The organism is Halomicronema hongdechloris C2206, assembly GCF_002075285.3.
Classification (GTDB): Bacteria; Cyanobacteriota; Cyanobacteriia; order Phormidesmidales; family Phormidesmidaceae; genus Halomicronema_B; species Halomicronema_B hongdechloris.
Window position 1 is genome coordinate 747,141 of the sequence record NZ_CP021983.2, and the last position, 13,973, is coordinate 761,113.

The following is a 13,973-nucleotide window of genomic DNA, read 5'->3' on the forward strand; positions in this document are numbered from 1 at the left end:
CTGCTAGCTATTGTTTTGATGTGACGTTGCGATCGCACCATGACCCAAGACTACATTCGCCAACGAGAGCGACGCACGGGCTGGTATTTGACGATTCCGGCCGTGCTGGTGCTGCTGTTGGTGTACGCCTATCCGATCATCTGGGCCTTCGTGTCGAGCCTGTTTACGGAAAACCTCAGCACCAATCTAGAGACGGTTTTCACCGGCTTCGACAACTATACGCGTCTGGTCCTGGATGGCCGCTTCTGGCAGAGCATGTGGAACACCGCCGTGTTTACCGTGGTGTCTCTGGTGATCGAGTTGGTGCTGGGCCTGGGCATTGCCCTCACCCTAGATCAGGGCTTTCGCGGCCGCGGCTGGGTCCGTACCATCGCCATTCTGCCCTGGGCGTTGCCGACGGCGCTGATTGCCCTGGCCTGGCGCTGGATCTTCAATGACCAGTTCGGTGTCTGGAACGACATGCTGATCAACTGGTTCGGCATTCTGCAGGAGCCCATTAGTTGGCTGGGGGATCCGGTCTGGGCCATGGTGGCGGTGATCGCCGCCGACGTCTGGAAGACCACCTCCTTTGTGGCGATTCTGCTGCTGGCCGGGCTGCAGTCGATTCCCCAGGATCTCTATGAGGCCCACGCCATCGACGGCGCCTCTCCCTGGCAGAGCTTTCGGCAGATCACGCTGCCGTTGATCATGCCGCAGATCTTGATTGCCATGCTGTTCCGCTTTGCCCTGGCCTTCGGCATCTTCGATTTGGTCCTGGTGATGACCGGCGGCGGTCCCGGGGGAGCTACCGAGATGGTATCGCTCTACATCTACGACACGGTGATGCGCTACCTGGACTTCGGCTATGGAGCCGCCCTGGTGGTCGTCACCTTCTTGATCTTGATTGCCGTGGTTGCGATCGCAGGTTTCTATATCTCCAAATTTCGTACCGCAACGGGGGTTGAAGAGTAATGACAACCGCACCAGAACCGATCACACCCACCCAGAGCGCCGGGCAACCCAGCGTTCCCTGGCGGAAAATCGCGATGTGGGCCGCCGTTGTCTTTACCGTCTTGTTTAGCCTCGGTCCCCCCGTCTGGGAGCTGTTGACCTCCATCAAGACAAACCCGGCCATTACCGCCAATCCGGTGGTCTATTTTCCCAGTCTGGAGCAGCTCACCCTAGAGCACTATATCCAGCTCTTCACCCGCAATCAGTTCTACGTCTACATCTTCAACAGCGCCCTGGTCTCGGTGATTTCTACCCTGCTGTGTCTGGGGATTGGCTCACCCGCCGCCTATGCCCTGGCTCGGTTGCGAATTCCCGGTGAACGCATCGTGCTCACCTGCGTCATGGGCGTCACCCTATTCCCCTACATTCTGCTGTTTCTGGGCCTGCTGCGACTGGTGCAAATGGTGGGACTGGCCAATAACTACCTGGCCCTGATCATCCCCTATACTGCCATCAACATGCCGCTGACGATTCTGGTCATGCGCAGCTTCTTCCAGCAGCTTCCCAAAGACCTCGAAGACTCCGCCAAGGTGGATGGCTACAACGTGCTGCAAATGCTCTGGGAAATCCTGCTACCGATGACCTGGCCGGCCCTAGTGACGACTGGCATCTTGGCCTTCATCTTCGCCTGGAACGAATTTATCTTTGCCCTGACGTTCATCACGCGGGAGTCGATGAAGACGATTCCAGTGGCAGCGGCTCAGTTGGGCGGTACCAGCCTGTTTGAAGTGCCCTATGGACCGCTGGCGGCGGCTACCGTGATTGGTACCTTACCGCTGGTGCTGCTGGTGCTGTTCTTCCAGCGCAAGATTGTGCAGGGTCTGACCGCTGGTTCCGTGAAGGGATAGGGACCTGCCCCGCTGGGATTGCCGTTGATTATCGAGAAGATCTGCAGATAGACCCATGGCTAAGCTCAAATTAAACAATCTGACCAAAGCCTACAGCCGCAAAGTGGTGCCGGTGAAGGAACTCAGCCTCAGCGTCGAGGATAACGAGTTTCTCACCTTGGTCGGCCCCTCTGGTTGCGGTAAGTCCACCATCTTGCGCTTGATTGCCGGCTTAGAACAGGCGACGGCAGGCCAGGTGCTGATCGGCGACAAAGACATCACGCCGCTGCCGCCGAAAGAGCGCAATATCGCCATGGTGTTCCAGAGCTACGCCCTCTATCCCCACATGACGGTCTATGAAAATATGGCCTCTGGGTTGAAGCTGCGGGGTCTACCGGCGGGGGATATCCAAAAGCGGATTCAAGATGCCTCGCGCGTGCTGGGCCTAGATGAGCTGTTCGATCGCCGGCCCTCTCAGCTATCGGGGGGACAGCGGCAGCGAGTCGCCCTGGGTCGGGCATTAGTGCGGGAGCCAGAGGCATTTTTGTTAGACGAGCCCTTGAGTAACTTAGATGCCTTACTGCGGGAGCAGGTCCGGGCCGATCTGAAGCAGATCTTCGAAGCTCAGCGGTCCCCAGTGGTGTATGTCACCCATGACCAGACCGAGGCCATGACCTTGTCTACCAAGGTGGCGGTGCTGAGTCAGGGCCATCTGCAGCAATTGGGCACCCCCGATGCCATCTACCGCAAACCGGCCAACCGCTTTGTGGCGGGCTTCATCGGCAGTCCCCAGATGAACTTAATCACCCTGGAACGGGTGGAAAAGTCGGTATTGCTGGGGGATTTCAGGATTGATTTACCCGAGGGAATTTCCCCGCACCCCAGCGTCGTCATGGGCATTCGCCCGGAGCATGTACGCCTGCCCCAACCCGGTGACCAGCAGACGATTCGCGGAGATGTCTTCCTGGTGGAGAATCTGGGGATGAGTACTCTGATCAGTGTGCGCATTCATGGTACTGACGACACCACCCTACGGGCATTGTTGCCATCGGATGCCGACTGGAGCCGCGACAATATTGAGTTGGCCTTGCCGCCGCAGTTACTCCATTGGTTCAACGCCGATACGGAAGAACGGTTAGGGTCTTAGCCGACTGGTTGCAATCCCCCCAGATCTCTGCTGAGATATCCATGGGGAGATGGCTGGATACGGCTGTGAAGTCTGGACCTCAGCAACTTGAGTTATTTTCTGATGCCGGGGGAGAGGTGCCAGCTTACCGGGTTCGTGAAAGCACCCGAGCCCGCCATGTCTCGATTCAAATCTCGGTCCACGGCGACATCGAAGTGGTCGTCCCTCAAGGCTATGATCTGCAGCAGGTGCCGACTATTGTGGCTCAGCGACGTCAGTGGATTAGCCGCCATATGGCTAAGCTGACGCAACAGCGCCAGGAGTTGGCCCCCGAACACTTCGACGAGCGGCCCAGTTGTCTGCAGGTGCGATCGCATCAAGAAACCTGGCACATTACCTACGACGCCAGCCAGCGCTCTCGCTTAGAACTAGTGCACACGGGGACACACCACCTGAGCCTCCGGGGACCATTGGCCGACCCTCACCCCATCGCTGACCTGTTACGACAATGGTTAACCCGTCGAGCCCGAGCCGGATTGGCCCCCTGGTTGCGGGAACTCAGCTTCGACCTAGACTTGCCCTTCAACCGCATCTCTTTTCGTGGCCAGAAGACTCGCTGGGCCAGTTGCTCCAGTCAGCAAAACATTAGCCTCAACTATAAACTCCTGTTCCTACCGCCAGACCTGGTGCAGTACGTCTTCGTCCATGAGCTCTGCCACACCATCCACATGAACCACTCCCACGACTTCTGGCAGTTGGTGGCCGATAAAATGCCCGACTATCCCCCCCGCCGCCAAGCCCTCAAACAGGCCTGGCAATACGTCCCCCGGTGGGTAGATGGATAACGATCGCCTGGATTCACCTGCCCCCTTACAGACCCCCCATAGCGGCTATCACTGGCAGGGGCAACCCCGTCGCTTCTTCGAGGGATGGTATTTCCGCGTCACCCTACCCCAGGTGGGCGAAACCTTTGCCTTCATGTACTCCATCGAAGATCCCCACGGAGGCCAGCCCCATAGCGGTGGCAGTGCTCAGATTCTGGGGCCGGCGGATGCCTATCTCTGCCGCACCTTCCCCGATGTCACCCGCTTTTGGGCCTGGCCCCAGGCCCTGGGCCTAGGGCATTGGCGCTATGGTCCCCCCAGTCCGCCGCGCTATTTACCAGCCCAGACCTTCGCCACCCAAGTCAAGGAAGGCTATCAGGTCACCGCCACCTGGCATCAGGGCCATCTGCAGGATCCAGCCACGGGGCAAACGGCCACCTGGCAGTACCAGACTCGTCCCGTCTATGGTTGGGGATCTCCCCAATGGCCACAGCAATCCACCGCCGGTTGGCTATCCCAGTTTCAAATCTTCGAGCCCGGGTGGCAGATTCTCATGGCTCATGGCCTGGCCAGCGGCTGGATTGACTGGCAAGGCCAACGCCATCGGTTTACCCAGGCCCCGGCCTATAGCGAAAAAAACTGGGGCGGCGCCTTCCCCCAGAAATGGTTTTGGTTCAACTGCAACGCCTTCATCGATGAGTCCGACCTGGCTCTGACTGCCGGAGGAGGGCGGCGTCAGGTACTGGCCTGGATGGAATCTGTGGCCATGGTGGGCATCCACCACCGGGGTCGGTTCTATGAATTCGTTCCCTGGAATGGGACTGTGGCTTGGCAGGTGCAGCCCTGGGGCCGCTGGCAGATGCAGGCCGAGACCTCAGACTATGCGGTGGAGTTGCTGGGCACCACCGAGCGGCCCGGTACGCCGCTGCGCGCCCCCACCCGCCAGGGGCTGATGGTTTGCTGTCGCGATACCATGGCCGGGCACCTGCAGTTGCGGCTGTGGCAGAAAACGAAGGGACAGCGCCATTGCCTGCTAGAGGCCCATAGTCAGCAATGTGGCCTAGAAGTGGGCGGTGGCCCTTGGTTAGGCCCCTGGTTAGGGGAGACTGCTTAGATCAAAACGGATGATCTATCCCCAGCGCTATCAACTTGAGACCGACCCCAAACTCACTGAGTTTACTGTCCTAGATAGCAAAGCCTGAGAGTTCCCCGATAACGCCCCTTAGCCATGGCGACATCAAGCCACGCCGGGCTCAGGGCAATCATCGGAACGGTTTGAATTTGCTCAAAACCACGAGCAAACCATTGGTCAACGGCTTTATACCTTGGGTGGTTATGTCAGCTAGTTTCGAACATTCCGTGGCCCTTGGGCAGAGGAATGTTCTTTTTTAGAGCCTGCCTGCAGCTAGAGAAGAACTTCGCACTGTCAAGTTAGGCTTCCCTATGGCATGTACACTGATAGGTCAAACATTTGCTCTAGTATGTCCATCAGGTCTTCTGGGGAGTCGGATTGTGGCCCAGCTAGAAACTCTTTCAGAGTGATTTTGCGATCGCAAAAGTCGCGGACAAATTCACGAATCTTTTCTAAATAGGCCAATTCTGCCTCCGTCTCTCCCAAAAGCTCGTCAATGAAGTCGATGCCTTCCTTAGCGGCTTTACGGTAAGTTGTGACCATCATGCCCTCCTGGGTATTATTCCGCAGTTCTCGCAATTCTGCCTTGATGCCGTCATACTGCTGCCGTAACCCGTTGTTTTCTTGGACCAGCCGCTCACACTGCTGCTCCAGGTTATCTTTGGCAGTAACCGTGTCTGGAGCTAAGTCTCCTTGCTGTTGCTGTCGTTCGAGTTCCAGCAGCAGCGCAAAATCCCCAGACTTGTAGGCCCGGTTGATTTCCTTCATCACTTCGGTATTTTGCCGTTGGGCATCCTCACTGTCAGCCCGATCCGGGTGGTAAATGGCAGCTAGACGCAGGAAGGTTTGGCGAAAGGTGCGGTGGTCAGAGGATGGGGCCGACGCTGTCCCTGGAGCTGGAGGCGGACTATCAGCGGTTGCTGGGTCCGGCTCCGATGGCATCTCCGGGGCTGAGAAATCATCAGGGAAGTCGGTATAGCCTGCAGCAAACTCTGAAAACCCGTCATCGTCCGTTAACGATCGACAGCTGATGATGCCCTGCAGTTGTAGAGACTCATAGACATCCCGTACCTTTTGATGCGATCGCTTACCCAGCTTGCGTCGGGTCAGGATCTGCTCAAATAGAGCATGAATCTCTACGTCAGTATCCCGCAACTGGCTGAACAGACTGGCTCCTTGCTGAAACAACGCGGTGACCAACTCCCGCATCTGCTGCATGAAATTGTCCAGCTCAGTCCGCTTGCGGCGGATTTGTTTGAGCAACCACTGTCGCTCTTCTTGCAGCCTTGCCAGCTGCTGGTGTAACTCGGTGGGAGCTAAGGTATCTGTCGATTGGGAAGTCTTTTGTCGAGCCATGGTTCCCGCTGGTGAAATGCAACTGCCCCACTGGAGAGCAAAGTTTTAAGGATACTGCGTACCCTAACGTATTGCAGTTATCTCAACTGCAACTCTCTTAATAATATGAAATCCGGTTAATCAGCCAGGAAAACGTTTATCCGTCATTGCCGCATCTGGCGCTGCGCTTGCCCGGCATGAGGGTGTAATGTTGGTCATCGTCGAACTACCGCCTGAACCCTGCGGGAGGGGGTGTCGGTCAGAAACAATCGACCTCGATCAGACCGCACTTAGTTTTGCAAGCCAGAGAGCTCGCCCGAGGGGATCTCGTTCCCCTCGGACTCCTACGACCAGGGCGTTCCGCCGCCCTGGACCCCGCGGAAAGGTATGTCGATTGGTCGTTCAAGATCGCGTTGCATCGGCAGGGGAGCAAGGGACCCTTCTGCCTTCTTCTGCCTCTGCCTTCTGCCTTTTCCATGCTCCCGTGAGTCTCTTCCCCGCCGCACATAGCTTGCCCAGTTTCATCGACACGACCTACTCTTCACTATTCACCCTATGCCCTCCGGGCAGGCAAAGCCTTTCATGTCACTTGGCGAAACGACTGCGTTGCTCCTACGGAGCCGCTGACGCACTTGGCGGAGCCTGGCTGGAAGCCTTACAGGGCAAGCTCTTCACTCTTCACTCTTCACCCTTCACTCTTCACCCTTCACCCTTCACTCTTTACGCCACCCCAACACCCCATCACCCATCTACTCCCCCTCTCCCTCCATACTCAGGCCACTAACCGCACGAATTTCTTTTTACCCACCTGCAAGACCTTACCCAACAAAGCGTCAGGGGACTCAAACTGGCAGTTGGCATCGTCGACCTTCTCGCCTTCCAGTTTCACTGCTCCCCCCTGGATTTGGCGGCGAGCCTCGCTGCTGCTGGCACAGAGGCCACTAGCCCCCAACACATAGAACAGCTTGGCCGGAAACTCCACCTGGGCCAGGGAAAATTCGGGGACGCCGCTGGCTGGGGCACCATTGCCCTTGACCAGGCTCATGGCAGCCTCCTGGGCCTGCTTGGCCGCCGTTTCTCCATGAAACTGGCGGGTGATTTCTAGGGCCAGCCACTGTTGTCGCTGACGCGGATTCTCGGGCAGGCTGTCTGCGGCCAGCTTGGTCAAGAGTTGAACATAGCCAGCGATGAGATGATCCGGGACCTTCTCCAGTTTCGAGTACATGGAGAGGGGGTCTTCTTGCAATCCCACGTAATTACCCAGGGATTTGGACATCTTCTGGACCCCATCGGTCCCCAGCAGTAGGGGCATCAACATCCCAAACTGGGGCTCTAAGCCAAAGTGGCGCTGCAAGTCTCGACCCACGGCAATGTTAAATTTTTGATCAGTCCCCCCCAATTCCACGTCTGCCCGCACGGCAACGGAATCATAGCCCTGCATCAGCGGGTAGAGGAACTCATGCAGATAGATCGGATTCCCCTGGCCATAGCGCTCGGCAAAGCCCTCCTTGGCCAGCATCTGCCCCACAGTCATGGTGCTCAACAGCTCCAGAATATCGCTGAGGGCCAACTGGGACAGCCACTCAGAGTTGTAGCGAATCTCTAGGCGTCCAGGGGTGTCAAAATCTAAAATGGGTCGCACCTGCTCTAGATAGGTCTGGGCATTGGTCTTCACTTCGGCCTCGGTGAGTTGGCGACGGACCTCTGACTTGCCAGTGGGGTCGCCGACGCGGGCGGTAAAGTCACCGATGATCAGCACCGCCGTGTGGCCAGCATCTTGAAAAGCCCGCAGCTTCCGTACCGGGATGCTGTGGCCTAGGTGAATCTCAGCACCGGTGGGATCAATGCCCAACTTCACCCGCAGAGGGCGATTCGCTTGCCGCAACCGTTGCCGCAAGTTCTGATAAGGATCCGCTATTTCGGGGTTGTCGGGAAATACTTCGGCAATGCCGCGATAGATCCAGGGAAACTCCTCGGCGGGTAGGTTGGATGACATGGCTCTGTGCACTCTCAATCCCAAACTCCTATAATTGCAGAACTTGGAGCCAATCAATACTATTCTTTGTCAGCCTGGAGTCGCTGTGTCTAGTCCCACGATTCGACAATCCCGCTCTGCATCCGTCACTAAATCGTCCAATCTCTTGACGTTTTTTCAAGATGTTGGCCAGGTGACGGTAGCCACCCTCTTGGGCACGACCATGCTGGCGAGTTCGGTGATGGCTGGCGGTCTGGTAGGATTAGCCATTAGCTTTCGCAACTTGCCCGATGTGCGTATTTTGCGCAATTACCTGCCCAGCGAAACCAGCTATATCTACGACGTTGACGGCACCCTGCTCTATAGTCTCCATGATGAGGCCAATCGTGAGGTGGTGGATCTCAATGACATTTCACCGGAGCTGAAACGGGCGGTGCTGGCCATTGAAGACAGCTACTTTTACACCCACAATGGCATCAACCCCAGCAGTGTGGGGCGAGCTTTTTTGGCCAATATGCAGGCTGGGGCGACGGTGGAAGGCGGTTCCACCATCACCATGCAGCTGATCAAAAATCTGTTTCTGACCCCAGAGCGAACCCTCAGTCGCAAGGTGGCTGAGGCGGTCTTGGCCCTGCGATTAGAACAAATTTTCTCCAAAGACGAAATCCTGGAGATGTACCTCAACCAGGTATATTGGGGCCACAACACCTACGGGGTAGAGACGGCAGCCCAGAGCTATTTCAATAAGTCGGCGGCGGATTTATCTTTGTCAGAAGCGGCACTGATGGCCGGCTTGATTCAGGCTCCGGAGGACTACAGCCCCTTTGTCAACTATGCCTTGGCCAAGCAACGCCAGGCAACGGTGTTGAACCGGATGCAGCAACTGGGCTGGATCAGCTCTACAGAGGAGGCCCAAGCTAAGGAAGAGCCGCTGTTGGTGGGGCAGATTACCTCATTTCGCTCCAGTGCCACTCCTTACGTGACCGAGGCAGTGGTGCAGGAGTTGCAGGAGCAGTTTGGCCAGGAAGCCGTACTCAAGGGCGGCATGCGAATCCAGACCACCATTGACTTAGAGTTGCAGCGTATTGCAGAGGCCACCGTGAAGCGACAACATCACCTGTTGCGTCAAAGGGGACTCTATGCTGATCAGATGGCTCTGGTAGCGGTTGATCCCCGCACCCATTTTGTCAAAGCCATGGTGGGGGGAGTCGACTACAGTGTCAGCCAGTTTAATCGAGCGATTCAGGCCCACCGGCAGCCGGGCTCGGCCTTCAAACCTTTCGTGTACTATACTGCCTTCGCCTCTGGCCGCTATACCCCGGATAGTTTGGTGGCCGATACGCCAGTCAGTTACCCCGATGGGTATGAGTATTACACCCCCAAAAACTACGATGGCTCCTACATGGGGAATATGCCCATCCGCCGTGCCCTAGAGCTATCTCGCAATGTGCCGGCGGTGAAGTTGGGCCAAGCGGTAGGAGTAAATCAAATTATTGCGGTCTGCCGCACCCTGGGCATTACTAGCCCGATTCAGCCGGTGGTATCGCTGCCGCTAGGAGCTGTAGATCTCACTCCCCTGGAAATGGCTGGAGCCTATGCCACCTTTGCCAGTAACGGCTGGCATTCACCCACTACCTTTATCGTGCAGGTGACTGATAGCAGTGGCAATGTCCTGTTGGATAATCGCCCTAAGCCCCAGTTGGTCCTAGATCCCTGGGCCACAGCCGCTCTCACCGATGTGCTGCAGGGAGTGATCAATCGAGGTACGGGCACAGCAGCTCGCTTGGACAGGCCGGCGGCAGGCAAGACAGGGACTACAGACTCCCAGCGAGATATCTGGTTTGTGGGCTATGTCCCCCAGTTGGCAACGGCAGTGTGGGTGGGCAACGATGACTACAGTCCTTTGGGAGCTAGGGCAACCGGTGGTGGCTTTGTGGCCCCGATCTGGAAAGATTTTATGCAGCGGGCTCTGCAGGATGTTCCGGTGGAATCGTTCCGTAAGCCGTCGGAGTTTGTCCGCCCCTGATATATGGACTAAGGAGCTAGGGAAGACGTTACTCGTATCCGCGTCAGCAGGCTATTACCCGAGGAAAACAATCGAGCTGAGAGGATGCGTGAGAATGCTGAACAGGCAGCTGCAACGTCGCAGCTATAGAGTATGCTCCCTTGCCCTATAAGTGCCATAGGTGTCGCTTGCTCAAGAGTAATGGTAGGTCACAGGGAGTTATTCCCGAATCTCGGCTTTCATTCGCTCCAGGGTCTGGTGCATCTGTTCAAACATCTGCTGGGGAGTCATGCCGAATTGACCGAGTTGGGTCTTTAACTGTTCAACGGTCATTTGGGCCATGAAATCTTCGGAGAGCTCAAACCGCTTCATGAAAATGCGGTAGCGCTCCATGATATCTTCCATCTGTTGGATATAGAGCTTTTTGCCCTCGCGATCGAACTTGCCGTAGTTACTACCCAGTTGCATCAGGGACTGGTAGTCCCGAAACAGTTGCATGGCCTCCTGTTGGACAATTTCTGAGTCAAAAAATCCCATTGTTAGTTACACTCTCAGTGCCTGTAGGAACACAAGTCGTAGAGATAAAGTGATGCTCAACCTTTGCCGAAGTCACAGATGTGTTAGCAAAGCTTTCCGAAGGAATCGCACCATAGTAATACCTCTAGATTAAAGATTGTCGGCCTTTGAGCAAAGGGGAGATAACCCTACCACCTGCCAATAGAGCACCCTAACGACGACGAGCAAAGAGGCCAAAAAAGCCACCACCCCTTTTCTTGGGCTGGGAGGAAGACTGGCCCGGCAGATCTCTGAGATCCAACTTCAGCTGCTGAGCATATTTGAGGGCGAGAGAATGGCGCGGATCTAACCGTAGTGCTTGGCGGAAATGGACCTTAGCCATACCGGGTAAATTATTCATCAGATAGGCTCGCCCCAGCAGCACATGGTAATCGCTGTTATTCGATTCAATCCGCACAGCATCTCGCAACTCTTGGATGGCCGCCACATAATTCTGACTCTTGAGATAGGCTCGAGCCCGTTGCACATGGCGGTCGGCATAGTTAACCGTGGATTGCTCCGCCGTTGCCTCGGCGTTGGTCAACGAGACAGAATTAACCTCGGTCGCCGACACCAACCCCGTCCGTTTCTCCCGGATCACCGGTTCCCCCATCTTGCGACGCAAGTAGATGAGGTTCAGCTCGGCGATTTGGCGAGTAGTAGTTTCGAAGACTGCCTGAGACGAATATTGATTAGCCGCCAACTGGTCGAGGGCTTGTTCGTAGAACGTATCCACCTCGGCCTCAGCAATTGTCAATAACGCCTTAGCTTTAGGATGCTTTGCCTGCAACCGCTCGTCCCGACTCAGCCGCCGTACCCGGAATCGCAGAGTTGCCAGCGCCTCCGCCCGTCCCCTTTCTTGCTTTAGGCGCTGATAGGCGGGATTGACCAGTCGTGTCAGCAGTAGATGAATAAACTCATTCTCAGCCCTTCCCTGCAAGGCCTGGACATCAGGGTGTAACTGTTTGGCCACCTGACGGTAACGCTTGAGAATGCGACGATCATCCGCCGCCACAGACACTCCCAATACCGCATAGGGATCGGAAAATTGTTTCAACCAGTCCTGAGAGGGAAAGGATCCAGTCATGCAAATCGTCGCTTGGCACCATAATCAGCTGACCGACAGGCATACCATAGCCTGGGCGATGAACTCTAGAGATAGAAATGGGCCAGACCAAGCTGGCTTTTGGATAATGCACTCTTGTCTAGCATAATGAACTCCGCCCGTTTCCGTAGATGTCCCTAAAGATTTCGCCTGCCTGACTGTTTTTGACAAAGCCGGTAAAATTTGGATTGACATTTCTTCGACAGCATGGATGAAGTCGTCAATCCTTGCTAATCTCTGGCCCAAGCTCTGGTTGAGTCCCTAGGATGAGAGTGCCTATCCCAAGCTCCCTAGAATGCAGGTACCTGTGGTCAGTAGGGTCTGTTGTGCAATGACATCAAACATATCTCGAGATCGCCGGATAGCCGTCACCCTTGCCTTGGTAGGCGCCTTGACGCCAACCCCCTTTCCTTTGGCTGGCTTACATAAGTTTTACCTAGGACAGCCAGGATGGGGGACCCTCTATCTTATCCTAGGGTGGACCCAAATTTCCCGGATTGCCTGCGCCATTGAAGCTGTTTGGTATCTGACTCAGCCAGAGTCCGCTTTTCAGGCCCGAGTAGCCGCTAAGGTAAACCCAGCCGCATTAGGAGCAGGGCAGACCGACGTTGCCGCTCCCGCCCTCACCTTACAGTTGGCGACGGCCCTGCGGGAGCTAGAGCACCTGCGGCAAGAAGGATTGATTTCAGAGTATGAGTTTGAATCTCAGCGCCGCACCTTGCTGGACCATACCTATAGATAACTATCCCCCTATTGATGAATCTGTTGCTTGACCTCTTACGCACTATCGGCCAGTGGCTGCAAGGCCTACTGGCAGAGGGACAGTCCCCTGCCTGGATCGGCGGTGCATCTGTTGACCAGCCTTACCAACGTTTTCGCTCCCTCGCCGAGGTGCAGCGGGCTGCCCAGCGAGGCACGCGCATTGATGTCAATCAAGCCACCCTAGACGACTGGTTACGCCTGCCGACAATCTCGATTCATCAAGCGCGGGTATTGGTGCAGTTGCGGCAGGCAGGGGTACCCTTTTACAGCCTGGAAGATGTGGCGGCAGCTCTAAATTTGCCCCTACACGCCCTATACCCAATTGCTCCGATTCTGCAGTTTTGCTACTACAATTCTGAACGGCTGGAATCAGCACCGCGACTATCGCTGAACCAGGGAACCGTGGCTCAGTTTAGCCAGATTCCTGGGTGTTCGATGTCCCTAGCTGGAGCCATCGTGCGCGAGCGCCAGCGGGGTGGTAGCTATCGCAGCCATGCCGACTTTCAGCAACGCCTGGGGATATCTCCTGGGCTGATGGCCCATTTACTGCATTATTTGCGCCCCTAACCGAGAGAGCCGAGACGATCTAGCGGCCAGAACCGGAACTGAGCTCGACCGATGATATTGTCCTGGGGTAAAACGCCCCATACATGGGAATCGTTGCTGTCGTTGCGGTTGTCTCCCATGACAAACACATGCCCCTCAGGCACATAGACAGGATCCATCTGGTACTGGGGTGGCTCTAGAATATAGTCCTCCTGTAGGGGGTCGCCATCCACATAGACCTGCCCCTGCTGCACCGATACAGTTTGTCCAGGAACTGCTATGACTCGCTTGATAAAGGCCTGGCGGCCACGATAGCCCCATTCTCTTAGTTGCGGCGGGGGCTGGAACACAATCACATCTTTAGGATGGGGCGGACTGAGGCGATAGGATACCTTCTCCACGATCAACCGATCGCCAATGGCTAGGGTGGGTTCCATGGAGTTGGAGGGAATGAAGCGAGGCTCAGCAATAAACACCCGGGTCAGCAGAGCAATGGCTAAGGCCACTGCCAACAAGCGAACATTATCCCGTTGGGATTGCCACCAGCGTTGCCACGGAGACTGACTAGGGGATTCAGAGGTACTAGTTGAGGAGGAAGATTGTATAGGAGAATTGGGGTCGGGCGCCATTGAGGTTGTTGAGGACAGCAGTTGCGATATTTGGCTATAGCCACGATACCTTTTCCATATTAGTCCCCTACTCTCTCTGCTCCGTCCTCCCCATTACCTGCCTTGCCCCTCTGTTCTTCGCCCGTGGATCTTCCCCTTGCTGTACACCCCTTAACTAGGTTC

The 13,973-nt window shown here is 56.0% G+C and carries 13 protein-coding genes; 8 read left to right on the forward strand and 5 right to left on the reverse strand.

The features are described from left to right. Positions 1-39: 39 nt before the first annotated feature. From XM38_RS03535 to XM38_RS03555, 5 genes are all read left to right on the forward strand, one after another. Positions 40-951 (forward strand): carbohydrate ABC transporter permease, encoded by a 912-nt coding sequence (locus XM38_RS03535; RefSeq protein WP_080808916.1) that lies wholly within the window; start codon positions 40-42, stop codon positions 949-951. Then, positions 951-1,838: a carbohydrate ABC transporter permease gene (locus XM38_RS03540; RefSeq protein ID WP_088429103.1), complete on the forward strand. Its 888-nt coding sequence runs from the start codon at positions 951-953 to the stop codon at positions 1,836-1,838. Before XM38_RS03535 ends, XM38_RS03540 begins: the two co-directional genes overlap by 1 nt. Positions 1,839-1,893: 55 nt before the next feature. Then, positions 1,894-2,964, forward strand: coding sequence for an ABC transporter ATP-binding protein (locus tag XM38_RS03545; protein WP_080808913.1), 1,071 nt, complete (start codon positions 1,894-1,896; stop codon positions 2,962-2,964). Positions 2,965-3,029: 65 nt separating this feature from the next. Continuing rightward, positions 3,030-3,788 (forward strand): M48 family metallopeptidase, encoded by a 759-nt coding sequence (locus tag XM38_RS03550; protein WP_225889174.1) that lies wholly within the window; start codon positions 3,030-3,032, stop codon positions 3,786-3,788. Beyond that, positions 3,781-4,881 (forward strand): tocopherol cyclase family protein, encoded by a 1,101-nt coding sequence (locus XM38_RS03555; RefSeq protein WP_080808907.1) that lies wholly within the window; start codon positions 3,781-3,783, stop codon positions 4,879-4,881. The genes XM38_RS03550 and XM38_RS03555 overlap by 8 nt, the downstream gene beginning before the upstream one ends. A gap of 327 nt (positions 4,882-5,208) precedes the next feature. Here the strand turns inward: XM38_RS03555 and XM38_RS03560 are convergent, their stop codons facing one another. Both XM38_RS03560 and tyrS read right to left on the reverse strand, forming a co-directional pair. Continuing rightward, a complete protein-coding gene (locus XM38_RS03560; protein ID WP_080808906.1) occupies positions 5,209-6,255 on the reverse strand; it encodes a hypothetical protein in 1,047 nt (348 codons plus the stop codon). A 751-nt stretch (positions 6,256-7,006) separates the two neighbouring features. Then, the gene (gene tyrS / locus XM38_RS03565; RefSeq protein WP_080808903.1) at positions 7,007-8,230 is read right to left on the reverse strand and encodes a tyrosine--tRNA ligase; all 1,224 of its coding nucleotides are present in this window, start codon (positions 8,228-8,230) and stop codon (positions 7,007-7,009) included. Positions 8,231-8,315: 85 nt separating this feature from the next. Between tyrS and XM38_RS03570 the strand changes: the two genes are divergently transcribed. After that, positions 8,316-10,235 (forward strand): transglycosylase domain-containing protein, encoded by a 1,920-nt coding sequence (locus XM38_RS03570; protein WP_080808900.1) that lies wholly within the window; start codon positions 8,316-8,318, stop codon positions 10,233-10,235. A gap of 198 nt (positions 10,236-10,433) precedes the next feature. Here XM38_RS03570 and XM38_RS03575 read toward each other — a convergent pair whose 3' ends face one another. Both XM38_RS03575 and XM38_RS03580 read right to left on the reverse strand, forming a co-directional pair. Beyond that, positions 10,434-10,751, reverse strand: a complete 318-nt coding sequence (locus XM38_RS03575; protein ID WP_080808897.1) for a DUF1825 family protein — start codon at positions 10,749-10,751, stop codon at positions 10,434-10,436. A gap of 190 nt (positions 10,752-10,941) precedes the next feature. Continuing rightward, entirely contained in the window at positions 10,942-11,856 is a 915-nt protein-coding gene (locus XM38_RS03580) for a J domain-containing protein (protein ID WP_080808895.1), read from the reverse strand. A 349-nt stretch (positions 11,857-12,205) separates the two neighbouring features. Here XM38_RS03580 and XM38_RS03585 point away from each other — a divergent pair, with 349 nt between their 5' ends. Together XM38_RS03585 and XM38_RS03590 are read left to right on the forward strand one after the other, a co-directional pair. Next, positions 12,206-12,616, forward strand: coding sequence for an NINE protein (locus tag XM38_RS03585; RefSeq protein WP_080808892.1), 411 nt, complete (start codon positions 12,206-12,208; stop codon positions 12,614-12,616). Positions 12,617-12,630: 14 nt separating this feature from the next. Continuing rightward, positions 12,631-13,203 (forward strand): ComEA family DNA-binding protein, encoded by a 573-nt coding sequence (locus XM38_RS03590; protein ID WP_088429107.1) that lies wholly within the window; start codon positions 12,631-12,633, stop codon positions 13,201-13,203. Here XM38_RS03590 and lepB read toward each other — a convergent pair. Beyond that, positions 13,200-13,811 carry a signal peptidase I gene (gene lepB, locus XM38_RS03595; RefSeq protein ID WP_080808889.1) on the reverse strand — a complete coding sequence of 204 codons (612 nt, stop codon included), beginning with the start codon at positions 13,809-13,811 and terminating at the stop codon, positions 13,200-13,202. The genes XM38_RS03590 and lepB overlap by 4 nt on opposite strands. Between the last annotated feature and the right edge of the window lie 162 nt (positions 13,812-13,973).